Source organism: Alloalcanivorax marinus (assembly GCF_016785095.1).
GTDB classification, from domain to species: Bacteria; Pseudomonadota; Gammaproteobacteria; order Pseudomonadales; family Alcanivoracaceae; genus Alloalcanivorax; species Alloalcanivorax marinus_A.
In genome coordinates this window covers 278098-302830 of record NZ_JAEKJB010000011.1, presented here as the reverse complement: position 1 = coordinate 302830, position 24733 = coordinate 278098, and the positions used below count along the sequence as shown (strand labels likewise).

At 65.1% G+C, this 24733-nt stretch carries 22 protein-coding genes; 10 read left to right on the top strand and 12 right to left on the bottom strand.

Annotated elements, in window-relative coordinates:
* Window positions 1–56: 56 nt before the first annotated feature.
* Together JF515_RS17045 and JF515_RS17040 are read left to right on the top strand one after the other, a co-directional pair.
* Complete coding sequence (locus JF515_RS17045) at window positions 57–1478, top strand: DUF3360 domain-containing protein (protein WP_238401137.1); 1422 nt, start codon at window positions 57–59, stop codon at window positions 1476–1478.
* The gene (locus tag JF515_RS17040; protein WP_203105656.1) at window positions 1475–2602 is read left to right on the top strand and encodes a zinc-dependent alcohol dehydrogenase family protein; all 1128 of its coding nucleotides are present in this window, start codon (window positions 1475–1477) and stop codon (window positions 2600–2602) included. The genes JF515_RS17045 and JF515_RS17040 overlap by 4 nt, the downstream gene beginning before the upstream one ends.
* 65 nt (window positions 2603–2667) lie before the next feature.
* Here JF515_RS17040 and JF515_RS17035 read toward each other — a convergent pair whose 3' ends face one another.
* Both JF515_RS17035 and JF515_RS17030 read right to left on the bottom strand, forming a co-directional pair.
* Window positions 2668–3060, bottom strand: coding sequence for a nuclear transport factor 2 family protein (locus tag JF515_RS17035; protein WP_203105655.1), 393 nt, complete (start codon window positions 3058–3060; stop codon window positions 2668–2670).
* A gap of 187 nt (window positions 3061–3247) precedes the next feature.
* Window positions 3248–4162 (bottom strand): recombination-associated protein RdgC, encoded by a 915-nt coding sequence (locus JF515_RS17030; protein ID WP_203105654.1) that lies wholly within the window; start codon window positions 4160–4162, stop codon window positions 3248–3250.
* A 250-nt stretch (window positions 4163–4412) separates the two neighbouring features.
* Here JF515_RS17030 and JF515_RS17025 point away from each other — a divergent pair, with 250 nt between their 5' ends.
* Together JF515_RS17025 and JF515_RS17020 are read left to right on the top strand one after the other, a co-directional pair.
* Window positions 4413–6032: a long-chain-fatty-acid--CoA ligase gene (locus tag JF515_RS17025; protein WP_203105653.1), complete on the top strand. Its 1620-nt coding sequence runs from the start codon at window positions 4413–4415 to the stop codon at window positions 6030–6032.
* Between the two features lie 259 nt (window positions 6033–6291).
* Window positions 6292–7527, top strand: coding sequence for a dienelactone hydrolase family protein (locus JF515_RS17020; protein WP_203105652.1), 1236 nt, complete (start codon window positions 6292–6294; stop codon window positions 7525–7527).
* 173 nt (window positions 7528–7700) lie between these two features.
* Here JF515_RS17020 and JF515_RS17015 read toward each other — a convergent pair whose 3' ends face one another.
* From JF515_RS17015 to JF515_RS17000, 4 genes are all read right to left on the bottom strand, one after another.
* On the bottom strand, window positions 7701–9011 hold the full coding sequence (locus tag JF515_RS17015) for a TRAP transporter large permease (RefSeq protein ID WP_203105651.1): 1311 nt from the start codon (window positions 9009–9011) through the stop codon (window positions 7701–7703).
* Window positions 9011–9565 carry a TRAP transporter small permease subunit gene (locus JF515_RS17010; protein ID WP_203105650.1) on the bottom strand — a complete coding sequence of 185 codons (555 nt, stop codon included), beginning with the start codon at window positions 9563–9565 and terminating at the stop codon, window positions 9011–9013. The genes JF515_RS17015 and JF515_RS17010 overlap by 1 nt, the downstream gene beginning before the upstream one ends.
* A gap of 80 nt (window positions 9566–9645) precedes the next feature.
* Window positions 9646–10692 (bottom strand): TRAP transporter substrate-binding protein DctP, encoded by a 1047-nt coding sequence (gene dctP, locus JF515_RS17005; RefSeq protein ID WP_203105649.1) that lies wholly within the window; start codon window positions 10690–10692, stop codon window positions 9646–9648.
* 186 nt (window positions 10693–10878) lie between these two features.
* Window positions 10879–12339, bottom strand: a complete 1461-nt coding sequence (locus JF515_RS17000; protein ID WP_203105648.1) for an amidase — start codon at window positions 12337–12339, stop codon at window positions 10879–10881.
* A gap of 69 nt (window positions 12340–12408) precedes the next feature.
* Between JF515_RS17000 and JF515_RS16995 the strand changes: the two genes are divergently transcribed.
* Entirely contained in the window at window positions 12409–12831 is a 423-nt protein-coding gene (locus tag JF515_RS16995; RefSeq protein ID WP_203105647.1) for a VOC family protein, read from the top strand.
* A 6-nt stretch (window positions 12832–12837) separates the two neighbouring features.
* Here the strand turns inward: JF515_RS16995 and JF515_RS16990 are convergent, their stop codons facing one another.
* Window positions 12838–14067 (bottom strand): ATP-grasp domain-containing protein, encoded by a 1230-nt coding sequence (locus tag JF515_RS16990; RefSeq protein WP_203105646.1) that lies wholly within the window; start codon window positions 14065–14067, stop codon window positions 12838–12840.
* A 188-nt stretch (window positions 14068–14255) separates the two neighbouring features.
* Here JF515_RS16990 and JF515_RS16985 point away from each other — a divergent pair, with 188 nt between their 5' ends.
* Window positions 14256–16223 carry a hypothetical protein gene (locus JF515_RS16985; protein ID WP_203105645.1) on the top strand — a complete coding sequence of 656 codons (1968 nt, stop codon included), beginning with the start codon at window positions 14256–14258 and terminating at the stop codon, window positions 16221–16223.
* 85 nt (window positions 16224–16308) lie between these two features.
* Here the strand turns inward: JF515_RS16985 and JF515_RS16980 are convergent, their stop codons facing one another.
* Window positions 16309–16515 carry a cold-shock protein gene (locus tag JF515_RS16980; RefSeq protein WP_203105644.1) on the bottom strand — a complete coding sequence of 69 codons (207 nt, stop codon included), beginning with the start codon at window positions 16513–16515 and terminating at the stop codon, window positions 16309–16311.
* Window positions 16516–16709: 194 nt separating this feature from the next.
* On the bottom strand, window positions 16710–16904 hold the full coding sequence (locus JF515_RS16975; RefSeq protein WP_203105643.1) for a YgaP family membrane protein: 195 nt from the start codon (window positions 16902–16904) through the stop codon (window positions 16710–16712).
* Window positions 16905–17071: 167 nt separating this feature from the next.
* On the opposite strand from JF515_RS16975, the gene JF515_RS16970 reads away from it, so the two are divergent.
* Entirely contained in the window at window positions 17072–18157 is a 1086-nt protein-coding gene (locus JF515_RS16970; RefSeq protein WP_274380709.1) for a methyl-accepting chemotaxis protein, read from the top strand.
* Here JF515_RS16970 and JF515_RS16965 read toward each other — a convergent pair.
* Window positions 18144–19451, bottom strand: a complete 1308-nt coding sequence (locus JF515_RS16965) for a short-chain fatty acid transporter (RefSeq protein ID WP_203105641.1) — start codon at window positions 19449–19451, stop codon at window positions 18144–18146. The two genes, JF515_RS16970 and JF515_RS16965, sit on opposite strands and share 14 nt — an antisense overlap.
* A gap of 112 nt (window positions 19452–19563) precedes the next feature.
* On the bottom strand, window positions 19564–20004 hold the full coding sequence (locus JF515_RS16960) for a potassium channel family protein (RefSeq protein ID WP_203105640.1): 441 nt from the start codon (window positions 20002–20004) through the stop codon (window positions 19564–19566).
* 166 nt (window positions 20005–20170) lie between these two features.
* Here JF515_RS16960 and JF515_RS16955 point away from each other — a divergent pair, with 166 nt between their 5' ends.
* From JF515_RS16955 to JF515_RS16945, 3 genes are all read left to right on the top strand, one after another.
* Window positions 20171–21292 carry an AI-2E family transporter gene (locus JF515_RS16955; RefSeq protein WP_203105639.1) on the top strand — a complete coding sequence of 374 codons (1122 nt, stop codon included), beginning with the start codon at window positions 20171–20173 and terminating at the stop codon, window positions 21290–21292.
* 106 nt (window positions 21293–21398) lie between these two features.
* Window positions 21399–21917, top strand: a complete 519-nt coding sequence (locus JF515_RS16950) for a methylated-DNA--[protein]-cysteine S-methyltransferase (RefSeq protein ID WP_203105638.1) — start codon at window positions 21399–21401, stop codon at window positions 21915–21917.
* Between the two features lie 78 nt (window positions 21918–21995).
* Window positions 21996–23654 (top strand): FAD-binding dehydrogenase, encoded by a 1659-nt coding sequence (locus JF515_RS16945; protein ID WP_203105637.1) that lies wholly within the window; start codon window positions 21996–21998, stop codon window positions 23652–23654.
* A 67-nt stretch (window positions 23655–23721) separates the two neighbouring features.
* On the opposite strand, the gene JF515_RS16940 is transcribed toward JF515_RS16945, so the two are convergent.
* The gene (locus JF515_RS16940; protein ID WP_203105636.1) at window positions 23722–24729 is read right to left on the bottom strand and encodes a hypothetical protein; all 1008 of its coding nucleotides are present in this window, start codon (window positions 24727–24729) and stop codon (window positions 23722–23724) included.
* Between the last annotated feature and the right edge of the window lie 4 nt (window positions 24730–24733).

The following is a 24733-nucleotide window of genomic DNA, read 5'->3' as shown; positions in this document are numbered from 1 at the left end:
CCGGAGCCCCGTCGCTCTACAGTATTTCAAAACACTATTTTGGCTCGGGAACCAAGATGAGAGACTATCGCCGCGCGGACGGCGAGACCCGCTACTGGCCGCTGGGTCCGTTCAAGGTCCGCCTCCCCTTCCTGCATTACCGCTTTGAGTGGCCCGATTATTTCCAGGGCCTGCTGATGTGCGCCGTCGATCTGGCCGCCATTCCGTTGATGACCGAACTGCTGGGCATGCCCTTCGAGGCGGCGCTGGCGGTGGTGATGCTCAACGGCCTGCTCTATCTCACCCATCACCTGCTCGGCGACCCGGTGGTGCCGGGCTGGATCACGCCGGCGATTCCGTTGCTGATCGCCTACTGCCAGACCTTCCCGGAGGGCCCGGAGCGGGTGCACGCATTGATCGCCTTCCAGTTGTTGCTGGGGCTGTTCTGCATCGGCCTGGGCATCACCGGCCTGTCGCGCAAGGTGGTGGGCCTGGTGCCGCCGGCGATCAAGGCCGGCATCATCATGGGCGCGGGCATCGCGGCGGTGATATCGGTGTTCAAGGTGGGCGGCCGCTTCGACAGCTTCCCGTGGACCATTTCCATCGCCATCGGTATCGCCTTTTATCTGATCTTCTCGCGGCACTTCGCCTGGCTGAAGCGACGCAACGCCTTCTGGGCCAACTTCGGCAAGCTGGGTATCTTCCCGATCATCGTCCTGGCCATCGTGATCGCGCCGCTGTTCGCGGAAGCGCCCTGGCCCACCATCGAGTGGGGTTTCTCCAAGCCGGACTTCGTGACCCTGTGGAACGAGTACACGGTGTTCGGCCTGGGCCTGCCGTCGGTGCCCATGTTCCTGCAGGCGATCCCGACCATGCTGGCCGCCTACATCGTACTGTTCGGCGATGTACTGCAGGGCAAGGCGCTACTCAAGGAGGCGGACGAATCGCGCCGGGACGAGAAGGTGGACTACAACCCGGACCGCGCCCACATGATCTTTGGCGGCCGTAACGCCACCATGAGCATTATCGGCCCGGACGTGGCCATGTGCGGCCCGCTGTGGGCGGCCATGCACGTGGTGATCGTGGAGCGCTTCAAGGAAGGCCGCAAGGCGATGGACTCAATCTTCGGCGGCGCCGGCTCGTTCCGATGGGGCACCAACACCGGCCTCATCCTGATGCCCATCGTCAGTCTGGTGGAACCGATTCTCGGCGTGGCGCTGGCGCTGACCCTGCTGATCCAGGGCTATGTCAGCGTCCGCATCGGCGTGCTGGAAGCACGCAGCCAGCGTGACCTGGGCATCGCCGGCGTGATCGCCGCGGTGCTCGCCACCAAGGGCGCCACCTGGGCGTTCGCGGTGGGCGTGGCGCTGTGCATCCTGATTTACGGTCGCCGCTTCTTCCAAGGCGAAAACGACCGCACCTTCAGCAAACACGACCTTCCCCCGGACAACCCTTCCCAGGACAACCCTTCCCGGGACAACCAAGAGGAATCCCCATGAAGACCCGCGCGGCAGTACTTCGCGAAATGGGCGCCGAGCGCCCCTACGGCGGCTCCAAACCGCTGAAGATCGAAGAGGTGGAGCTGGACGCTCCGGAACACGGCGAGATCCTGGTGCGGGTGCGCGCCGCCGGCCTGTGCCACTCGGACCTGTCGGTGATCGACGGCAACCGGCCCCGACCGCTGCCCATGGCCCTGGGCCACGAAGCCGCCGGGGAGGTACTTGAAGTGGGCCCCGGGGTCACCGACCTGGAAGTGGGTGATCATGTGGTGTTTTCGTTCGTGCCCAGCTGCGGCACCTGTGACTACTGCCTGGGCGGCCGCGCCGCCCTGTGCGCGCCGGGGGCGGTGGCCAATAACGAGGGTGTGCTGCTGGGCGGCGGCCGCCGGCTGCACCAGGGCGACACCACCGTGAACCATCACCTGGGTGTCTCCGGCTTCGCCGAGCACGCGGTCACCTCACGGCGCTCGGCGGTGAAAATTCCCAAGGATCTGCCGTTCGATATCGCCGCCGTGTTCGGCTGCGCGGTGCTCACCGGCGTGGGCGCGGTGGTGCACACCGCCGGCCTGCGCGCCGGCCAGTCGGTGCTGGTGGTGGGCCTGGGTGGCGTCGGCCTGTCCGCGGTGCTCGGCGCCGTGGCCGGCGGCGCCCGCCAGATCATCGCCGCCGACATCGCCCAGGACAAACTGGACATGGCGAAATCCCTGGGCGCCACCCACGTGGTCAACTCCGCCGACGAAGACGCCGTGGAACAGGTGAAGGCCATCAGCGGCGGCGGCGTGGACATCGCCGCGGAATTCGCCGGCGTGGGCCCGGCCCTGGAATTCGCCTTCGCCGCCACCGGCAAGGGCGGCAGCACGGTCACCGCCGGCCTGCCCCACCCGAGCACGCGGCTGGCGGTAAGCCCGGTTCAGATGGTCGCCGAGGAACGGCGCTTCCTGGGTTCCTACCTGGGTGGCCACGTGCCGGCGCTGGATATTCCCGAGTACATCGCCCTGTATCAGGCCGGCCGCCTGCCGGTGGACAAGCTGCTCACCCACCGGCTCAAGCTGGAGGACATCAACGAAGGCTTCGAGCGGCTCGCCAAGGGCGAGGCAATCCGGCAGGTGATCGTTTTCGACTAGCGGCCTGTCGGCCGCGATACAGGGTGCAGGATGCATCCTGTATCGGGTCCGCCTTGGCGAGCCCTTTATTTTTTCAGCCGCTCCAACATGGCGCCCATCATTTCGTGGATCTTGTTGACCCCTTTCAGCGGGCGGACCATGACCTTGAAATCGTCGATGCGACCCTCGGCGTCGCAGTGAATGATGTCCACGCCGTTAAGGTGAATGCCGTCCAGGTTGGTGGTGAATTCCAGCATGGCGTTGTCGCCCTGAAGGATTTCGCGCTCGTAGCGAAAGTGCTCGTTATTGAGCGTGTGCAGGGCGGCGGTGAGGTACATTTTGGTGATCGCCTTGCCTTCCTGGGGCGTGTGTACCACCGGCGAGTGGAACACCACGTTATCGGCCAGCAGCCGGTCCAGCTCATTGGCGTCCTTGCTCTCCACCAGGCGGTGCCAGTGTTGGATGGTTTGTTCGATCATATCAGGCTCCCGTTTCAGTGTTTACAGTGTAAACATTTAGACGGGACTGTAGCGTTTTTGGCGGGTTGGGGCCAGCCCTGGAGCAGGTAGCCATGACGGCGCCGGGTATCGCGACTGAAGCGGAACGCCGCCCGGTCGCTCCTACAACTTACTGCCGCCGTAGGAGCGACTTCAGTCGCGATCCGCTTCAGTCGGCGCCAGGACCGCTCTCGGCCTTGACCTCGAAGTAGTTGTAGAGCGCATCCAGTACCGCGCGCAGGCTTCCGCCCTGCAGCTCCAGCCCCGCCATCATCTCGTCCAGGGCGTCCTCGGCGTTGATCCCATCCAGGTTTTCCTGGATCAGGTCCAGGGGCTTGAGGCGCTTGATGGCGAAGTCCTGCTGCAGGTCGAACTCCATCTCGTCCTTCCAGGCCAGGTTCACCTTCACCGCCGCCAGTTCCTCCAGGTGGGCGAGGATTTCCTCGCGGCCCAGGTCCAGGGCGGTGATGCGCACACTGGCGCCGTCGCCGTTCTTGAATTCACAGCGGTCGCCCAGGGTGAAGCCGTCGGGCAGACCGCGCGGATCACGCAGCCAGCCGGCGAACGCGGCGGTGGTGGCCGACGCGGCGGTGGGGCGGCTCACCGGCAGCGAGTCCAGCGCCTTGCGCAGGGCCGACACTACCTGCTCGGCGCGGCTCTCGGAGCCGCAATCCACCATCACCCGGCGGCGCTGGGGGTCAATCAGCACGCCGGTACGCCGGGAACGGGTGAATGCCTGGGGCAGCAGTTCGAAGGTGATCTGGTCCTTCAGCTCGGAGCGCTCCTTGCGACCCACCGGCCGCCCCTCGCGGTCGCGGATTTCCTCCACCCGGGCGTCCAGTTCCTCCTTGACCACCGGCCCGGGCAGCAGCCGGGTGATTTCCTGGTGCACCAGGTAGAAATAGCTGCCGGTGGCCACCACCATGCGGTCCTCGTTCTTCAGCGGCGGCACGAAGCCCTCGCTGCTCGGACTCTGGCGGCCACAGGGCGGACAGCGGTGCGCGTCCAGGCGCTCCTCCAGCTCGGCGGCGCTCCAGTTGAAGGGTTCGGTGCCCAGAAAGACGGTGAGGTTCTTGATCCACATAGCAGGGTTCCGGAAAGCGGCTGTCACGAAAGGGCGGCCACATTATCCCAGCGAGCCACGGAAGAAAACCGTGACTGTCCCAATGGTGGGTCAAGCGGACTGATTCAGTTTCCAACGCCGAACCCGTTTCCTTTCACAGGGATACGACCGGCACGCCGCCACCCTGGTCCGGACGGATTTGACAGCTCCTTCGGATAAAGGAAATCTCGAAGGTCTCAAAACAACAACGGCAAACACTCGGAGAGCTCCTATGCTAGGCCAGATGATGAACCAACCGCTGCTGATCAGCAGCCAGATCCGCCACGCGGCCCGCTACCACGCCGACGGCGAAATCGTCTCGGTGGAAACCGCCGGCGGCCTGCACCGCACCAACTGGGGAGAGGTGGAACAGCGCGCTCGGCGCCTGGGCTCCGCCCTGCTGGGTCTGGGCCTGGAACGCAGCGACCGGGTCGCCACCCTGGCCTGGAATAACCACCGCCACCTGGAGATCTACTTCGGCGTGTCCGGCGCCGGCCTGGTCTGCCACACCATCAACCCGCGCCTGTTCCCGGAACAGCTGGTCTATATCTTCAACCACGCCGAGGACAAGGTCCTGTTCATCGACAAGACCTTCCTGCCGCTGATCGAGGCCCTGCAGGACAAGCTGCCCAAGCTGGAGCACGTCTACCTGCTCAGCGGCAAGGACGACGAGGCCGCCGCCAAGGTGCCGGGGCTGAAGTTCTACGAGGACCTGATCGAACAGGGCGACGACGGCTTCGAATGGCCGGAGTTCGACGAGAACACCGCCTCCAGCCTGTGCTATACCTCCGGCACCACCGGCAATCCCAAGGGCGCGCTCTACTCGCACCGTTCCACGGTATTGCATTCCCTGGCCGTGGCCCTGCCCGACAGCCTGGCGCTGACCGCCCGGGACTGCCTGCTGCCGGTGGTGCCCATGTTCCATGTGAACGCCTGGGGCATTCCCTACGCGGCGGCCATGGTCGGCGCCAAGGTGGTGCTGCCCGGCCCGGGCCTGGACGGCGACAGCCTCAAGAACCTGATCAACAGCGAGGAAGTAACCTGCGCCGCCGGCGTGCCGACCCTGTGGCAGGGCCTGATCGGCGCCCTCAAGAAAGCCGGTGAGAAAGTACCGACCCTGACCCGCACGGTAATCGGCGGCTCCGCCTGCCCGCCGTCCATGATCGCCACCTTCCGCGACGACTACGGCGTGGACACCCTGCACGCCTGGGGCATGACCGAAATGAGCCCGGTGGGTTCGGTGAGCACCCTGCTGCACAAGCACATGGCGTTGTCCCCGGAAGAGCAGGCGGCGATCCGCGCCAAGCAGGGGCGGCCGCCGTTCGGCGTGGACCTGATGATCGGCGACGAAGACGGCAACGAGAAACCCATGGACGGCGACACCCAGGGCGACCTGTACGCCAAGGGCCACTGGGTGATCAGCGAGTACTTCAACGTGGACACCCCGGCACCGCACAAGCAGGGCTGGTTCCCCACCGGCGACATCGCCACCCTGGACCCCAACGGCATCCTGACCATCAAGGACCGCTCCAAGGATGTGATCAAATCCGGCGGTGAGTGGATCAGCTCCGTGGAGCTGGAGAACATCGCCATGGGCATGGAGCAAGTGGCGGACGCGGCGGTGATCGCCGCCAAGCACGCCAAGTGGGACGAACGCCCGCTGCTGATCGTGGTGAAGGCCGAGGGTCAGGACCCGTCCGAGCAGGACGTGCTGGCCGGCTTCGAGGGCCAGGTGGCCTCCTGGCAGGTGCCCGACGCCGTGGTGTTCGTGGACGCCCTGCCCCGCAACGCCACCGGCAAGGTGCTGAAGACCAAACTGCGCGACGAGTACGAGAACCACCTGCTCGGCTGAGCCTGGCCTCGGCATATCGCGACCAAAGTCGCTCCTACGGTTCAGGATGGTGTAGGAGCGGCCGGGCGGCGTACCGCTTCAGCCGCGATTCGAGCCTGCGACACGACCACGGCGGCATGGAGACACGATCGCGGATGAAGGGAGCCACCGTGCGCCGCCTGTATCCTGCATCCTGAATCCGGGTTCCCCCCCTCCCCTTTCGACAGCTTCCTGAAGCGCTGCTAGGCTTTTCGCTTTACGCGCACAGTAAGGAAGCACCATGGGAGAGTTCATCGACGTTACCGCCAAAGATGGCGGCCGGTTCCGGGCGTACCTGGCGCTGCCACCGGCAGGCAAGGGCCCGGGCCTGGTGGTGGGGCAGGAAATTTTCGGCGTCAACGAGACCATGCGCCGGGTGGCCGATGGCTACGCCGAGGAAGGTTACGTGGTGCTGGTGCCCGACCTGTTCTGGCGCATCGAGCCGGGTATCGAGCTGGGCTACGAAGAGGCGGATTTCCAGCGCGCCTTCGAGCTGTTCCAGACCGTGGACCTGGACCGCGCCATCGACGACATCGACGCCAGCCTGGAAACCCTGGCGGCGCGCCCGGAGGTGACCGGCGGTGACCTGGGTTTCGTGGGTTTCTGCCTGGGCGGCAAGCTCGCCTACCTGACCGCCGCGCGCACCCGGGTGGCGGTGTCGGTGGGCTACTACGGCGTGGGCATCGAGGAGCATCTGGACGAAGCGGCCCAGATCCAGGGCCGCCTGGTGCTGCACTTCGCCGAACAGGATGGCTTCTGCGACGAAACCACCCGCAACCAGATCATCACCGCCCTGGGCGGCACCGTCAGCAAGCTGGAAACCTTCGTCTACCCGGGCGTGGACCATGCCTTCGCGCGCCCCGGCGGCGACCACTTTCACAAAACCAGCGCCGACATGGCCCACGAGCGCACCATCGCCGCGCTGAAACGGGAGATCGGCCCGGACGTGGACCTGTCGGCCCTGTGGGATGAACACTGCCGGCATGAATTCGCCACCCGTAACGTGGACGCCACCATGGCGACCATGGTGGCCGAGCCCTACGTGAACCACATCCCCACCATGACCGGCGGTGTCGGCTACCAGCAGCTCAGCCGCTTCTACCGCAACCATTTCGTGCACGGCAATCCGGACGATATGACGCTGGTGCCGGTGTCACGAACAGTGGGCGCCACCCAGCTGGTGGACGAGTTCATCCTCAGTTTCACCCACGACCGGGAAATCGACTGGATGCTGCCCGGCGTGGCGCCCACCGGCAAGAAAGTGGAGATCCCCATGCTCGGCGTGATCCGCTTCCGGGGCGACAAGCTCTGCCACGAGCACATCTACTGGGACCAGGCCAGCGTGCTTAAGCAGATCGGCCTGCTGGACGGCGAGGGGCTGCCCGTGGCCGGCGCGGAAACCGCCCACAAGCTGCTCGACGAAAGCCTGCCTTCCAACACCCTGATGGCCCGTTGGAAGGACAGCGAAGGGAAATAACAAAAGCCCCTGATCGGGATCCGCCGTGAAGCTACCTCGGAGCGTTTCGGCGTGGTCCCCCTTCCGGGACCCTGTCAAACAGGATGTTTGACGGGAGCCCCCATGGACGGGTTCACGGCGTTCCCGGAAGGGGGACCACGCCGAAACGCGGCCCGAATGGAGCGCCCGGAACGCTAGAAGAACAGATCCGGCAGATAGGTGGCGATCTCCGGGAACATCATGATCAGGGCGATGCCCACGATCTCCACCAGCACGAACGGAATCACCGAGACATAGATGTCCTTCATGGTGATGCTCGGCGGCACCACCCCCTTCAAATAGAAAAGGTTGAACCCGAACGGCGGTGTCATGTAGCCGATTTCCATGTTGATCACGAACAGGATGCCGAACCAGACCGGATCGAAGCCCAAGGCTTTGACCACCGGCAGGAACACCGGCAGCGTGATCAGCATGATACCCACCGGGTCCAGCACCATGGCGAGCAGGAACACGATCAGCATCATGGTGATGATGATCGCCCAGGGCCCACCGGGAATGCCGGTGATCAACCCCTGGATCATCTCCTGGGCGCCCATGCTCTGGTAAGCCGCGCTGAAGGCGTGAGCGGCGAACAGAATCCACATGATCATGCCGGTGAGCTTGAAGGTGCGCAGCGCCGCGTCACGCATCAGCTCCCAGGACATGCGCCGGTACACCAGCGCGGAGATCAGGGCGCCGAGCACGCCCATGGCGGCCGCTTCGGTGGGCGTGGTAACGCCCAGGATGATGGAGCCGAGTACCATGAAAACGATCAGGATCGGCAGGATCACCGCGCGCAGGGCGGTCATCTTTTCGCCCCAACTGGCACGCTCTTCCTTGGGCAGCGCCGGCGCCAGATCCGGCTGGAAGTAACAGCGGATGATGATGTACGCGCAGGTAAGCACCATCAGCAGAATGCCCGGCAGCACGCCGGCGGCGAACATCTGGCCCACGGACACGCCGGTGATCAGCGAGTAGAGGATCATCAGAATGCTGGGCGGAATCAGAATGCCCCAGCCGCCGCCGGTGTTGATGCAGCCCAGCACCATGCGCTTGTCGTAGCCGCGCTCCAGCATGGACGGCAGGGCGATGGTACCCATGGCCACCACGGCGGCGCCGGAAATCCCGCACATGGCGGCGAAGATGGCGCAGATCGCCAGGGTACCGATGGCCAGGCCACCGCGCAGGCCACCCCACCACAGGTACATCATCCGATACAGATCCTTGGCCACGCCGGTGCGCTCCAGCACCATGGCCATGAATACGAACAGCGGAATCGCCACCAGGGTGAAGTTGCCCATGGTGCTCCATATCTGCGAAGCGACCATATAGAAGGCATCCGGCCCCCAGGTGAAATACAGGAAAATCACCGACACACCGCCAAGCACGAAAGTCAGCGGCAGGCCCAGTACCAGGAAGAACAGCAGCGAGCCGAAGAACAGCAGCGTGATCATTTCAATGCTCATCAGATCTGCTCCTCTTCACCGGTGTCGATGCCGTCTTTAAGCACGTTGGCGTTGTTCGGGTTGATCGCCACGGCGATGTCGCGCAGCAGTTTCACGGTGCCTTGCAGGAACACCAGGAACACGGCGATCGGCATGAACGCCTTGACCGGCCATACCGGCGGGTTCCAGGCGGAATAGCTGGTTTCCATGCCCTGTATTGATTCCCAGGCCATGGAGGTGGCGAAGTACAGAAACGCCAGAATGAAGATGTAGAACACCACGGCGGTGAAAATGTCGATGATCGCCTGGCCGCGAACCGGGATGTGCGAATACAACAGGTCCACGTTGACGTGGCCACGATGGGCCATCACATAACCGCCGGCCATGATCGAATAGATCGCGAACAGGAACTGGGTCAGCTCCGTGGTCCAGACGGTGGGCGAATCAAACGCATAACGGCAGATGACCTCGAACAGCAGCAGCGCGCTCATGACAAACACCAGCAGCGCGATCCACCGGCCCAGAAAATCATTCAGGCGGGTCACCCCGTTAATCAGCTTCTGAAGGAAGGACATGGTTCCTCCGCGGGGGGCATCAATCGATCAATGGGAAAACGGGGACGCCGGAACGGCGCCCCCGGGGGTTCACAACGGGCTTACAGGTAACCCAGGTCGGAGAGGAAGTCCTTCAGCTTTTGTACCGCTTCGGCGGCTTTGTCGCTGCGCTTGGCTTCTTCGTCCCACATCTTCTGCGCCACCTGGGCCAGCTTGTCCTGGACGTCCTTGGGCATGGTGTTGACCTGCACGCCCTGGTCGGCCATCACCTTGGCCAGGGTGATCTGCTCTTTGTAGAGGTATTCGTTGGTGCGCACCCAGAACTGCTCGTCGAGGGCGTCCTTGACGATCTTGGCCATGCCTTCGGGCAGCTTGTCCAGCGCCTTCTGGCTAACGATGAAGGCATCGGTGCCGGCGATATTCAGCGCCGGATGCACGTGGTACTTGGCCACTTCGTAGAGGCCCATGCTGGCGGCACCCTGTACCGCGCCCCAGTGAGCCGCGTCCACCACGCCGCTGGACAGCGCCTGGTACAGCTCGCCGCCAGGCACATAGGTGGCCGCCGCGCCGGCTTCGGTGAGGAACTTCTGCAGCGCGCCGGAAGAACGAATCTTCAGGCCGGTGAAGTCATCCCAGCTCTCGATCGGCTTCTTGGAAACCATCTCGGTGGGATACACCTTGTCGGTGGAGTAATAGACGTTAAACTTCGCCGCTTCCTCGCGGAGCATGTCCTCGAAGCCCATGTTCTTGTGGAAGTAAGCCGCTTCCCAAACGTTGCGGAAAGCGAACGGCATGCCGGAGGCAACGCCCGCCAGGGTCATCTTGTCCTGGGCATAGGCCGGGGAAATGGTGCCCATCTGGATCACGCCGCGGCTTACCGCGTTGAAGGTTTCCTGGGCCTTGAACAGAGCGCCGGCTTCATAGAGCTGCAACTTGAGCTTGCCATCGGTGCGATCCTCGATCACACGCTTGATGCGCTCCAGGCTGTCCTTGTAGGAACTGCTGGAGCCGGGCCAGTGGGACTGGACCTTCCAGGTAATGGTGTCCTCGGCGGCCTGGGCCAGCGGCGACAGCGCGACGGTGGCCGCCACGGCGATCACCGAGCCACCGATCGCGAGGGTCTTGCGGAAACGATGAATCAGACTCATGGGGAGCTCCTGGTTGTTGTTTTCACCCGGGGTGTTTCGCATAGCGAAACACCAAGGCCAAAAAATGAAACTGCGAGGGGAATGTAGCACAGCTCTCACCTTCCCCAATACCCTCTTTTTCTCCCGGAGCCCGGTTTTGGCGGCTCATGTATACAACTTTATGGCCGATGTTGACCGCCCATCGCCTCACTCCGCCGTCGGCGCCGGAGGCAAAGGCGCCAGGGTCTCCGCCAAACGGGCGGCGAACGCCAGCACGGTGCGGTCCTCCAGGTAGGGCCCGACGATCTGCACGGCCAGCGGCAAGCCGTCCCGGGTCAGGCCGATGGGCAGGCTCAGCGCCGGCAGATAGACGCCGCCGGCCAGCCCCGCCCACACCAGAATATCCATGTAGGGCTGATCGACGCCGTTGACCTCCAGCACCCTGGCATCCGGCCCCGGCGTGTGCTGGTGGGGGAACGGCAGGGTCTGCACCACCGGGCACAGCAGCACGTCGTAGTCCTGAAAGAAGCGCTCCCAGGCCAGCCGCATACCCTGGCGGCGCTCGTCGGCGCGCAGCCAGTCGGCGTGGGACTGGGTGGCACCCCGGGCGAAGCGGGCGCGGTAGCCATTGTCGCTAGCCGGCGTGGTGGCGGCGCTCTCCGCCATCTGTTGGTACAGACCATCGGGCAGGCCCACGCCCATGGTGCCCGCCAGTAACTGGTAATAGACGTCATAGGCGGTTTCCAGGGTAATGCCATCCGGGCGCGCCGCCGGGTCCACCGCCACGCCGGCCTCGCCCAGCTCCACCAGCAGCCTCTCCAAAGCCGCCTTCAAGGTGCCGTCCACCGGGCAGCGCGGGTCATCCAGCCAGGCGGCAACGCGGAAATCGGCCAGATTCTGGTGACGGGACGGCGGCAGCGCCAACCGCCAGGCCGGCGCATCCTCGGGCTCCGGCGCCGCCAGCACCTCCAGAGCCAGCTCCAGATCGCCCACGTTGAGCGCCATCGGCCCGGCCACGGACAGATCCCGGCGTGCCAGGGCCCCGGGCGGACCCGGTACATGGCCCCGGGTCGAGATCAGCCCGTAACTGGGCTTGAGTCCGCACACACCGCAAAACGCCGAAGGGGTACGAATCGAGCCACCAATATCGCTGCCCAGCTCCAGGGGCGAGAAGCCGGCGGCCAGGGCCACCGCGGCGCCGCCGGAGGAACCACCCGGGGTGAGATCCGTGTTCCAGGGATTGTTGGTGGTGCCATGGATCTCGTTGTAACTCTGCAGATCCCCGGCGTAGGCCGGCACATTGGTCTTGCCGAAGATCACCGCGCCGGCATCGATCAACCGTTGCACCGCCCGGCTGGTGGTGTCGGAAATGTGCTCACGCAAGCCCTCCACGCCGGCGGTGGTGGGCCAGCCGCTGATCTCGTAGGTTTCCTTCACGGTCATCGGCACGCCGTGCAGCGGGCCCCAGTCCTCACCCCGGGCCAGGGCCTGGTCCGCCCGCCGGGCGCGTTCCCGGGCCAGATCGAAACGTCGCACCACCACGGCATTGAGCGGGCCATCCAGGCGCTCCACGCGATCGATGAAATACTCCAGGGCCGCCTCGGCGGTGATCGCCCTGTTGTGGATACGGCGCGCCAGGGCCCGGGCGCCAATACGATGCAGGTCCATGAACTCTCCCTCTGTTATTATGAAATGACATTCTGTTCGCCATTCCTTGTATCAAAGGGCATCCGAAACATGAAGTATCTGCATACCATGGTGCGCGTCCGCGATCTGGACGAGACACTGCGTTTCTATTGCGACGGCCTGGGCCTGCGCGAAACCCGCCGTAAGGAAGTCCCCAAGGGCCGCTTCACCCTGGTATTCCTGGCCGCCCCGGAAAGCCCGGAGGCGGAGCTGGAACTGACCTGGAACTGGGACCCGGAAGACGACATGGGCTCGGCGCGCAACTTCGGCCACCTGGCGTTCCGGGTGGACGACATCTACGGCCTGTGCGAACACCTGCAATCAATGGGCTACACCATCAACCGTCCACCCCGGGACGGTCACATGGCGTTCGTGCGCTCACCGGATCTGATCTCCGTGGAGCTGCTTCAGAAAGGGGACGCCCTGCCCGCGAAGGAGCCCTGGGCGTCCATGGAGAACACCGGCACCTGGTAGGCGCGGTCAGACGTAGAAATCCAGCTCCTCCTGGTGTTTGAGAAGCTCGCGCATCCGGTAGGGATCGTCGCCGTGGAAGTACACCAGGCCCCAGTGGGTGCCGAAGGCGGTGCGTTTGGTGACGGTCTCTTCCAGGGGCGGCGTCAGTTCGTGGAAATCGAAGTAGGGGTCGTCCTGGGTCTCCTCCGGAATCTCCAGACGGCTCACCACCCGCCGGCGCGGATAGACCCCGAAGCAACCGGCGTGGCCGTCCGCGTCCACCACCTCGCGGGGGAAGAAGGCCTTGATCTCCTCCGCCGTGGCTTTCGGGTCGAACACCAGCACCATGCCCTGGTAGGCGTTAAAGCCATAGACCCGCTCCAGCAGCTCGAACACCTTGAAGCCCGGCGGGCGGAAGGCCACTTCGCCGAAGTACATGGTGCCGTCGCTGGTGACGAAGTACTCCGGGTGAATAAAGCCGGATTTGAGATCGAAGGTCTTGATCAGTTTCTCGATCTCCTCGCGGATGCGCGGCCGCCAGGCTTCCAGCTCCGGGCTGGCCGGCACGAACACGGAATAGCCCAGGGTCACGTACTCGGAGATGTTGAGGAAGCAGATCTCACCGTCGTGAATCCAGGCTTCCACCGCGAATTCCCAACCATCCAGGTGGCTCTCCATGAGCACCGGGAATTCCTCTTCCGGGATGGTATCGACCTCATCCGGCGTGCGAATCACCCGGTGGCCCAGGCAACCGGCCTTGTCGAAAGCCTTGAGGTGAATCGGGTCGTTGGGGTCACCGTCCAGTTTCAACAGTGTCTGGTTAACCCGCTTGAGAAAGCGGATCACGTCATCGCGATCATGGGCTTCCTCGAAAATACCCACGCGAATGCCGCCCAGTTGCGCGCGCCGTTTCATCAGCGCCTTGTCGCGGAACAGCACGGACTGGCCGTACAAGCGGGGGTTATCCATCAGCACCGAGTTGATGGCGCCGGCCCATTCCACGGTTTCCTCGAACAGCGGCACCGCCACGTCCACGCCTTCGTCGCGCAGCCGCTCCGCGATTTCCATGGAGCGGTCATTGAGGCGTTCGAAATCCCAGCGGATGTAGGGGATATCGTGCTCGCGAGCGTAGTCCTCGGCCCAGTTGGGCGCCACCACCACGAAACGGCGGTCGAATTTTTCCAGAGCGTCGATGGCGTTGAGACTCCAGCCAAGCAACGCGATGTAGCCTTTCTGCGGGTTCTTCTCCTTTACCATGAGGTCACCTCCTGTCGAGGGCGCGCCTCAAAAGTGAGTGGAACCGGCTGGCGGCCCCTGAGCGGCCCTTTTTCTACCCTAGCAGAAGCGACCCGGGCCTGCAGAGCGGCCCCGGCGGTGGGGTGGTGTTCCGGGGAGATGACGGGCAAGCTACGGCTGACAGGCAGCGAACACGGTCCGAAAGCAGCATGAGCAGCAGTGAAATCCAAGATAACGGCAGCGGCGCCCAGGCCCGCTTCGAACGTGCCCTGGATCAGCTCGCGCAGACCCGCGACTTCGCCAAGGGGCTGCACAGCGCCAAGGTCCTGCAGCAAGCCGCCCGGGTGCTGCGCGAACCGGATGGGCCCGCCTGGCTGCTTGAACGGGCGGCCGATTTCGAGCGCGCCGGCGTGTTCGCCGGCACCGACTGGGCGTTCCCGGAAATCCTCCAGGCCGACCTGACGGTAAACACTCTGCGCCTGGGCGGCGCCGACGACATTACCCTGGAGTGCCTCAGCGAACTGCGTTTGCTGGCCGTGGCGCTGGGGCGGCTGCACCATCCCGCGCTCTCCGCCGAGCAGGCGCACCATTATCTGGCACAGGTGCTGGCGCTGAACCTGGATTTGCTGTTCGACATCGGCGGCGAAGCGGTGCGCATACGCCAGGGTCGCCTGGCGCCGGCGGTGCGTGGCGTTCTGCAACTGCTGGTGGAAAACATCGGCTATGACAACATTCTCGACCGCCTGATCGAGGAAATATGGCGCATCCTGGCCCAGCGACCGGTGCGCCTGGATCACATCAAGGCAATGATCACCCAGATCGCCGCCTGCTTGTACAACCCGTCCATTGATGTGTCCGGCAGCCGCGGCGCGGACCGCCTGGTCAGCGCCCTGTTCGGCCCCACCCAAGCCTGCTCGGAGGACCCCGGCCTGCCGCTCTACCGGGAACGGCTTGCCGCCATGGATGGGCCGTCACTGGCCCAGGAAGCCAACGGCTTCGCCCGGGCCATGCACGACACCGGGCTGGTTTCGCCCTATCACGCCGTTTTTCTGCGCTTCGCGCTGGACCACTCCGCCGATCTGATCAGTAGCGCCCTGGGCCTCAGCGCCACCGGTCGCGACGGTCTCCTGTGCTACCAGGAACTGGTCCACGCCCTGATCGAGGCGGCGGTGCATCCGGAAACCGCCCAGACCGTCTATGGTCTGTCGCTGCTGCTGGAACGGGGCACGCTGTTCGCTCCGCCCATGGCTCCGGCTCTGTGGCGCCAGCTCAACCTGGAGCTGTGTCCCGAGGCGGAAACCGCCATTCTTCGCGCCCAGGGCGAGGCGCAGCCGGCCCGGGTGCGGCTGCTGGCCGACGTGCTCGGCGTACTCGGGCTGCCGCTCGGGATCGGCCAGGGCAACAACCCCACCTGCCAATCCGCCCGGGCCCTGTCCATGTGGGCCCATAATGACCCGGACTATCTGCTGCAGATGATCGTCTGGGCGGCCCGGGACGACGACCTGGTGATGCACTTCGAGGGTCAGCGGCTGTCGTCCCGGGAACTGAGCGGCGGCGCCGCCGGCACGGCGCCTTTGGATGTGGACGCGGTTTCCACCCTGCTGGTGCCACACCTGGATCGCATCTATCACGCCATGGGCGCCCTGTGCGCGGACCGTGGCGACGATCCGCACCGTTGGATCAACCCGGAATTCCATGGCTGGTGGGTGGGGCGCGGCTTCAAGCTGGCGGTGGACCTGGCCAGCGGCGCCCTGCATGACTACGAGAATTTCGTGCGCCATTTCCATGCCTGTTATCACCCGCTCTATAACGGCAACCAGCCGCTGATTCACCCGCAACCGGCGGGTCTGGCGGTCACCGACAGCGCCGCGCGCTTCGTCGGCTGGCACGCCATCACCATCCAACGAGTGGCGCTGGATCAAGACGAGGTAATGCGGGTGTATTTCTACAACCCCAACAACGATTCCGGGCAGGATCTGGGCAATGGGGTCAAGGTCTCCACCGAGGGACGCGGCGAACGGTTCGGCGAATCATCGCTGCCGGTGGCGGAGTTCGTATCGCGGCTCTATATCTTCCACTTCGATCCCCTCGAGCACATCGACCCGGCGAGCGTGCCGGCCAAGGACGTGGCCGACGTGGAGGCGCTGGCTCGGGGCAGCTGGGCCCAGGAGCGTTAGCAGGCCGGCTTTCAAGCGCGCATAAAAAAACGGGGCCCGATGGGCCCCGTTTTTCGTTCCGGTCCTTGGACCGGGTGGCTGCGCCTTATACGGCGACCACGTTTTCCGCCTGCGGACCTTTCTGGCCCTGAGTGACGGTGAACTCAACCTGTTGGCCTTCGGCCAGGGTTTTGAAGCCGGAGCCGGTGATGGCGCTGAAGTGAACGAACACGTCAGGGCCGCCGCTCTGCTCGATGAAACCAAAACCTTTTGCTTCGTTGAACCACTTAACGGTACCGGTGGTGGTAGACATAGTTGTCTCCTGATAATTCATAACTGTTGGGTAGCCCAATGACGGGCCGGTTTTGCTGAAAGGTCTTACGGGTTACTTATGAAGGTCAGGACGAAGACTACGGAATGGCATCGAACGGGGTTCATAAATACGGGCGTACTTTCTAGCTCCGTGCAGGATACACCGCCAGAATCCCCGGTCAATCTATTTCGCACCTATTCCCGCGCACCGCTCCGGCAGGTGGACAGCCCGAACGGCAGATAGGCCGGGCACCATCTCAGGGTCGCGGTGGTGATCGGCACCAACCCGACCAGCCCCCACCAGCTTTGGAAGTAAACACCGGCGCCCAACAGGGCGATGCCCACCAACAACCGCAGGCCGCGATCCAGCTCACCCACATTCTTGACCATGGCGATGTCCTCCGAAGTCCGGGCAAAACGCCCATGACGCCACTCTAACCCCACCCCCGCCAAGAGCATTGATCCGGATCAAAGGCGCCAAGGCTAAAGTTTCAGGGCTCACGGCCGATACTGATTCCGGTGAACTTTATCCTTTTAAAACAATAACTAACGAGAATATGAAGGCCCGTTTATTGCAAGGGTCCGATTGCCAAGCGATAAGGGGTACGACCATGCAAGACAACACCATTCTCGAGCTGGCCTACGACATCTCCCAGGTCACCCGCGAGAAAGTCGGCGCCATCGAGGACATCATGCAGACCACCAAGATCCTGGCGCTCAACGCCCGCATCGAGGCGGCCCGGGCCGGCACCGCCGGCGCCGCCTTCGGCGTGGTCGCCGAGGAAATCGGCAAGGTGTCCGAGGAGATCAACCACATCGCCGCGGACTTCCGCGACGCCGTGGAGGGGCACACCAGCCGCATCGAGGACGCCGGCGAGCGCATGCTCACGGAGTTTCGTGGTCAGCGCCTCACCGACCTGTCCCTGAACGCCATCGAAATCATCGACCGCAACCTGTTCGAGCGCTCCTGCGACGTGCGCTGGTGGGCCACGGATTCCGCCGTGGTGGCCGCCGCCGACGGCGGCGACGAGGCCTCGCTGGCCCATGCCAGCGAGCGGCTGGCCACCATTCTGCGCTCCTACGTGGTCTACCTGGATCTGTGGATCGCCGACGCCCAGGGCCGGGTGGTGGCCAATGGCCGCCCGGACCGCTACCCCGGCGCCGTCGGCCTCGACGTGTCACGCAGCGCCTGGTTCCAGCAGGCCATGGCCACCGCCAGCGGCGACGATTTCGCGGTTACCGACATCGCCCTCAACGGCGCCCTGGATGACGCCGCCGTCGCCACCTACGCCACCGCCATCCGCCGCGAGGGCCGCGCCGACGGCGACAAGCTTGGCGTGCTCGGCATCTTCTTCGACTGGAGCCCGCAGGCCGGCGACGTGGTCAAGGGCGTGGGCCTGAGCGAGGAGGAACGCGCCCACTGCCGGGTGATGCTGCTTGACGCGGAGCACCGGGTGATCGCCGACGCCACCGGTCAGGGCGAGCTGGGCACGCCCTACCCGCTACGCACCGAGGAGCGCGAACGGGGCTTCTACCGGGACGGCGACAAGCTGGTGGCCTTCGCCCTGACCCCGGGTTATGAGACCTACCGGGGCCTGGGCTGGTACGGCGTGATCGAGTGCGACCTGGCTACAGGAAGGTGAGCCCGACGCTGATCACCACGCCGGTGATGATCAGCAGCATCAGACAATAGCCCATGATGTCCTTGGCCTTGAGACCGGCGATGGCGAGCACCGGCAACGCCCAGAACGGCTGCAGCAGGTTGGTCCAGGCATCGCCCCAGGCCACCGCCATGGCCACCCGGGGCACGTCGGCGCCAAGCGCCTCGGCCGCGGGCAGCATCACCGGCGCCTGCACCGCCCACTGGCCGCCGCCGGAGGGCACGAAGATGTTGACCAGGCCGGCGCTGATAAAGCTCCAGAACGGCAGGGTATCGGCGCTGGCGATGGAGGCGAAGCCGTTGGAGATAGTGGCCGCCAGGCCGGAGTCGGTCATGATCGCCATGATGCCGGCGTAGAATGGAAACTGGATGACGATGCCGGCGCCGCCCTTGATCGCCTCATGCAGGCTGATCAGCAGCCGACGCGGGGTCTGGTGCAACACGATGGCCAGGAACAGGAACATGAAGTTGACGATATTCAGGTTCAGCCCACCGCCCTGGCTGAAGTAATAGACCGCGTAGGCGACACCGCTGAAGCCCACCAGCCAGGCCAGCACGCGGCTGTTCTCCAGGTGCTCGGCGGGCCGCTGTGGGGTAACGTCAGGCACTTCCGGGTCCTCGATGGCCTTGGGATCGGCGAACACGCTCTCCTCTCGCGGCGGCAGCATCAACCGGTTGATCACCGGCACCACGATGAACAGGGCCGCCACGATGGCCAGATTGAAAAACGCGAAGATGGTGTCGCCGGTGCCGATCACGCCGATCTGGTTCTCGGTGAAATGCCCCGGCGTGGCGATGGTCAGCGGAATGGAACCCGCCAACCCGCCGTGCCAGACCACGAAACCGCCATAGGCGCTGGCGATCAGCAGCGGATAGTGCACCTGGATACGGCGCGCCAGAGCCTTGGCGAACAGCGCCCCCACCACCAGGCCGAAGCCCCAGTTGATCCAGCTCGCCACCAGGGACACATAGGTGACCAGCAGAATCGCCTGGCCCGGCGAACGGGCCAGGGCCGCCAGCTTGTCGAGAATGCTCTTCACCAGCGGCGTACTGGCCAGCATGAAGCCGGTGATCAGTACCAACAGCATCTGCATGGAAAAGGTGAGCAGGTTCCAGAAACCCTTGCCCCACATGTCCATCACCGCCACCGGAGACTGGCCTTCCACGGCCATGGCGGCGACCGCCGCCACCAGGGACAGGATCAGAACGAAGATATAGGGGTCGGGCAGGTAGCGGTCCACCAGACGGACCAGAGGCTGGGATGCGCGATTGAGCATGGCGGGTGTCTCCCGGTTGTTGTTTTTTTCAACACTCGAGGAATTATCCGGCCCCGGCGGGCCCGCCGGCAATCCGATCAGGCCACACTTCGACGAAAGTCGAATACGGCGCTCAGCCTGGCCTGCGCCAATAGCGCTGCATTTCCAGGTACAGGAAGGAGGCGGTCCAGGTGATCAGCACCAAGCCGGTCAACGCCTCGATACCGGTCAGGTAGCGCACGTCACCCAGCGGCTGGATGTCGCCGAAACCGAGCGTGGTATAGACGGTGAAGGAAAAATACACGCAGTCCAGCAAGGTGCCATTATAGTTGCCCGAAAAGGTGGCGTTGAATTCGCCCCAACCGAGCTGGTTGACCATCACGTAGTAAGCGGCGCCGAACAACCACACCTCAACGGCGTGGGCCACCAGGGCGCCCCCCACGCCCACCAGCACCCGGTAACGGTGCTTGATGCCTGCCTTGGGAAGCCAAACGGTGATGCGCGACAGAAATTCGTAGTGGATCAAAACCACCGCCGTCACCAGCAGGACGTTGACGGCGACAATGTAGAACATACGCCTACCCCTGGCTGGACGCTGACGACGACGGCAGTTTATCGCAGCGTGTCACTGGCCCGCCAGCGCAGCCCTTTACCGCTTTTTACGACGCGCCCCTCATGTTCCGCCCGCCCACCCCGTAAACTCGTTGTTTCCATGCTCAAGGACGGAGAACGCCCCCTCAATGGACGACCCGCGCACCCAGGACCGAACTGGCGGCGACCAGGACGATGTCGTCACCCGCCAGGAAACCCGCAAGCTGATGGAAAGGGTGACGGTGCGCTCGGCGATGCTCACCGGTATCTTCGTACTGCTGGTGATGTACACCCTGTACGCCGCCGCCACCCTGTTCGCGCCCCTGGTGGTGGCGTTCCTCACCAGCCTGATTTTCACGCCGGTGGTGCGCGCCCTGCGACCGCTGCGCATCGCGCCGCCGGTGAGCGCGGCGGTGATCGTGTGCCTGGTGTTCTCTCTGGCGGTGAGCGCCCTGTACGGGCTCACCGAACCGGCCATGGAATGGCTGGAGAAAGCGCCCCGGGACCTGCGCAAACTGGAGCTGGAATTCCGTGAACTGGCCGCGCCCATGGAAAAACTGCGCCAGGCCAACGAGCAGATCGCGCGCATCACCCCCGGCGAAGGCGGCAACGACGCCGCCGGCGGCCAGGTGCCCTGGAGCCCGGTGAAGTGGCTGCTGTCCGGCACCTGGTCGGCGCTGTACGGCATCGCCATCAGTTTCGTGCTGCTGTATTTCATGCTGGCTTCCGGCGACACCTTTCTGCGCAAGCTGGTGCGGGTGATCCCTCAATTCGAGAACAAGCGCGCGGCGGTGGCCACGGTGCGCGAGATCCAGAACCGCATCTCCATCTACCTGGGCACCATCTCCATCATCAACCTGTGTCTGGCGATGCTGTCGTCGCTGATTCTCTATGTTCTCGGCGTGCCCAATCCGATTCTGTTCGGCGTCATGGTCGGGATGTTCAACTACGCGCCTTACATTGGCCCGGTGGCCAGTTTCACGGTGATCCTGCTGGTCAGCCTGCTGCACTTCGACGGGATCTACGCGACCCTGCTGCCGCCCGCGCTGATCCTCGGCCTGAACGTGCTGGAGGGCCAGTTCATCACTCCCACGGTGGCCGGCCACCGGCTGCAGCTGAGCCCGGTGGCGGTGTTCCTCTCGATCCTGCTGTGGGGCTGGATGTGGGGCGTGGTGGGCATTCTTATCGCGGTGCCGCTGCTGGTGTGCATCAAACTGGTGTGCGACAACATTCCCTCCCTGCGGCTGGTGTCCGCCTTCCTGGGCCGCTAACGCGGCCACCCGGGCGCTCCATGCAGCGATGTCCGGAAATGGCGAGCCGGGATCTCGTGGCCCATCTACAATGGCGATGATCACCGGTTACCCTGGCGGAGACACCATGCACACCGACGCCGATGTCCATCATCCGATCGACTCCCCCCTTGGCCCCTTGCTGCTCACCAGTGACGGCGACGCGCTCACCGGCCTGTACATGAAACGCTGGAAGGAAAGGCCCGAGGCGGACCGGGAGCGCTACCGGGACGACGCCCTGTTCCGCGCCGCCCGGGAACAACTCGCGGCCTACTTCGCCGGCCAGTTGCGCGAGTTCGAGCTGCCACTGGCACCGCGCGGCAGCGACTTCCAGCAAAGCGTCTGGCGGGCCCTGGCGGACATCCCCTACGGCGAGACCGAAAGCTACGGCGAGCTGGCCCGTCGGCTCGGCAACCCGGGGGCATCCCGCGCCGTGGGCCTGGCCAACGGCCGCAACCCGCTGGGCATCATCGTGCCCTGCCACCGGGTGATCGGCGCCAACGGCACCCTCACCGGCTACGGCGGCGGCCTGGAACGCAAGCAATGGCTGCTCGACCACGAACGCCGGCACGCCGGTGGCCAGACCGCCCTGCCCGGCTTCGGCTGAAACCCGGCGGAGAATGCCTGACGATGGTGCCAGAAACCTGCTAGGTTTAAGGCCTCGCAACCTTCCAGGGGCATCATCATGGACAACAAAAGCGATGCGATCGTGGTGGGCGCCGGCCTGGCCGGGCTGGTGGCCGCGGCGGAACTGGCGGACGCCGGCAAATCGGTGCTGATCGTCGAGCAGGAAGGGGAGAATTCCGTGGGCGGCCAGGCCCACTGGTCCCTGGGCGGCCTGTTCCTGGTGGACAGCCCGGAGCAGCGCCGCATGCGCATCAAGGACAGCGCCGAGCTGGCCCTGCAGGACTGGCTGGGCAGCGCCGGCTTCGACCGCGACGAGGACTACTGGCCGCGCAAGACCGCCGAGGCGTTCGTGGAATTCGCCGCCGGCGAAATGCGGCCCTGGCTGTATGAGCAGGGCATGCGCTGGTTCCCGGTGGTGGGCTGGGCGGAACGGGGCGGCTCCACCGCCACCGGCCACGGCAATTCCGTGCCGCGCTTTCACATTACCTGGGGCACCGGCCCCGGCGTGGTGGCGCCGTTCGAACGCCGTGTGCGCGAACACATGGACGCCGGGCGCATCACCCTAAAAACGCGCCACCGGGTCGGCCGGGTGCTCACCGCCGACGGCCGCGTTACCGGCGTGGCCGGCGAAATGCTCGCCCCCAGCACCGTGCAACGGGGCGAGCGCTCCTCCCGGGAGGTGATCGACGCGTTCGAATTCCACGCCGGCGCCGTGCTGGTCACCTCCGGCGGCATCGGCGGCAACCACGATCTGGTGCGCGAATACTGGCCCCGGGAGCGGCTCGGCGAACCGCCGGCCAGCATGGTCTCCGGCGTGCCCCACCATGTGGACGGGCGGATGATCGCCATTACCCGGGAGGCCGGCGCGGCGGTGATCAACAGCGACCGTATGTGGCATTACACCGAGGGCATGAAGAACTGGAACCCGATCTGGCCGAACCACGGCATCCGCATCATTCCCGGCCCCTCGTCCATGTGGTTCGACGCCAACGGCCGGCGCCTGCCGGCGCCCTGCCTGCCCGGCTACGACACCCTGGCCACGCTCAAGGAGATCCTCGCCAGCGGCCACGACTATTCCTGGTTCGTGCTCGACCAGTCGATCATCGAGAAGGAATTCGCCCTGTCCGGCTCGGAACAGAATCCGGACATGACCTCCGGGCAGTGGAAGGAAGTGCTCAAGAGCCGCCTGGGCAAAGGCGCGCCGCCGCCGGTGGAGGCCTTCAAGAAACACGGCGAGGACTTCGTGGTGGCCAATGACCTCAAAACCCTGGTGGACGGCATGAACCGGCTCACCGGCGAGAACCGCATCGACCACGGGCGCTTGCTCGCGGAGCTCACCGCCCGCGACAACCAGATGGACAACCCCTATGCCAAGGACGCGCAGATCACCGCCATTCACGGCGCCCGCCACTACCTGGGCGACAAGCTGTTCCGCGCCGCCAAACCGCACAAAATCCTGGACCCGAAACACGGCCCGCTGATCGCCGTGCGCCTGCACATCCTGACCCGCAAGACCCTGGGCGGCCTGCACACCAACGTGGACGGCCAGGTGCTCGACGACGCTGGCGACCCGCTGCCCGGGCTGTACGCCGCCGGCGAGGTGGCTGGCTTCGGCGGCGGCGGCTACCACGGCTACAACACCCTGGAAGGCACCTTCCTGGGCGGCTGCATCTTCTCCGGCCGCCGCGCCGGGCGCCACGCCGCCACGGTGGTTTAGGCGTAGCCGCGACCCGAGGTGCGCGGGTAATCGCGGCTGAAGCCGCCCCTACAGCCAGTCAGGGGGCTCAGGGCAGCCGGAACACCTCCACCCGGACCTCCGAAATGCGGTAACCACCGATGGCCGTGGCGGCGACCAGGATTTCACCGTCCGGACTCCAGGCGAGACGGGGCAGGTTCCGATTCTCCGCCTGGAAGGCGGCGATCTGCTCGCCGCTGCGCACCGACCAGACGCGAATATAGGCGGAGCCATCGCGCCGCAGGGTGTCGTCGGCGTAGAGCGCCGCCAACCGCTCGCCGTCCGGTGACAGCGCCAGAGTATAGCCGGAGGGGTAGTTTAATCTGGGTTCGTTGTCGCGGGGTTTCAGGCGACGCATCTCGCCGTCATCGACGCGGTACAGCAGCACGTCCTCGCCATCGGGCTGCCCCACCCACTGTTCACCCAGCCGGGTCAATCCACGGCCCGAACCGCGCCACCAGTCCGCGCGGAAAAACCCCGGCCGGGCCATCTCGGCGACGGTATCCAGCCGGCGGCCATCCCGCGCCGATACCACCAGGGCATCGTCTCCGGCCCCCCGGTAACAGAACTCGTCGTCACCAAGCTTGCCGGGCTCATAAGCATTCTCCCGCCGCCAGGGGTCATTGTGATGCTTCGGGCAGACCAGGGTAATACGGCCCCCGTCGGGGGAAACGAAAACCCAGTCCGGCGGATGCACGAACGGAATCCGCTGGCGGGCGCCGACGGCGCCGCTGTCGAGATCCATATGCACCAGCTCGACATGGCCCAGCCAACCCACTGGCCGCTCGGACTCCGGCGGCAACGAGGTGCCCACCAGCACCACCTCATCGCCGGGCGACGGCACCGCCATCACCTGACCCACGGTATCCATGGTGAAGGGCGCCACGGCGCCGCTGGCCGCCGGACCGCAGGGGTTCAAGGGGCGGCACTCGCCATGGAGATACTGGCCGGAGGTCCACCACCAAACCGCCGGGGCGGCGCCCACCGCCAGCAAGGCAAACACCCCCAGCACCAGCAGCAACCGGCGGCGAGCCGGGCTAGTGGAAACTTCGGTCATCGTG